This is a genomic window from Ammonifex thiophilus (assembly GCF_003368535.1).
GTDB classification, from domain to species: domain Bacteria; phylum Bacillota; class Desulfotomaculia; order Desulfotomaculales; family Ammonificaceae; genus Ammonifex; species Ammonifex thiophilus.
Map to the genome: position 1 here is coordinate 1 of NZ_QSLN01000055.1, position 643 is coordinate 643.

Consider the following 643-nt stretch of genomic DNA (forward strand, 5'->3'; position numbering starts at 1 on the left):
AAGGCGAAGAGGCACCCACGAGCCTAGTTACTGGGACGCGGATGTTCTGAGAGAGGCAAAGTATTTTGAGGTGGTGCTGGAGAGCGGGGAGAGGTTTAAGGCCAAGCTTTTGGGGATAAACGACTACGATTTGCTGCTGGAGACGGAGGAGGCACGGATCTTCTTGCCCAAGCACAGTGTCAGGTACATCGTGCTGGAGAGGTTTGTCGAGGAGGAGGGAGAGAGTGGAGCTTAGCCAGCCTACTGGAAAAATCTCCGGCTCTAGAAGGCGGGTTTTCGAGGCGAGGGATAGGAAGATCTATATCCCCCCGGGAAAGGGGCCTTGTAGGGCCTCAGAATGAGCGTGGAGGGCCTTCCGGGAGGAGGGATTGGTCCTTTCGGTTCTTCTCAAAAAGGGTTGGACGTGAACGGCTTCGCCCGGGCACTACTGGGCGCCTCTGGTTAGCCGTGACGCCAGAACTGTTCACAGAGACTGTTTAGCCTGGTGATTTTATAGGGCGCGCGCGAACTGTGTACAGTAGTGTCCGGTATAGTGTGTAAAAAGGGTGGTTAGAAGCAGGAAGGGCCACCCTCCCTCTGGTAGATGAAGAAGTGACACAACCACCATTACCAGGAGGGATTGAGGATGGCCCATTACCAGGTT

Annotated in this window: 1 protein-coding gene; it reads left to right on the top strand. The window is 55.1% G+C overall.

Annotated elements, in window-relative coordinates; all coding sequences use genetic code 11:
- Nucleotides 1–235: hypothetical protein (locus DXX99_RS11010; protein WP_115793509.1), on the top strand; the 235-nt coding region annotated here is incomplete at its 5' end.
- Nucleotides 236–643: the final 408 nt, after the last annotated feature.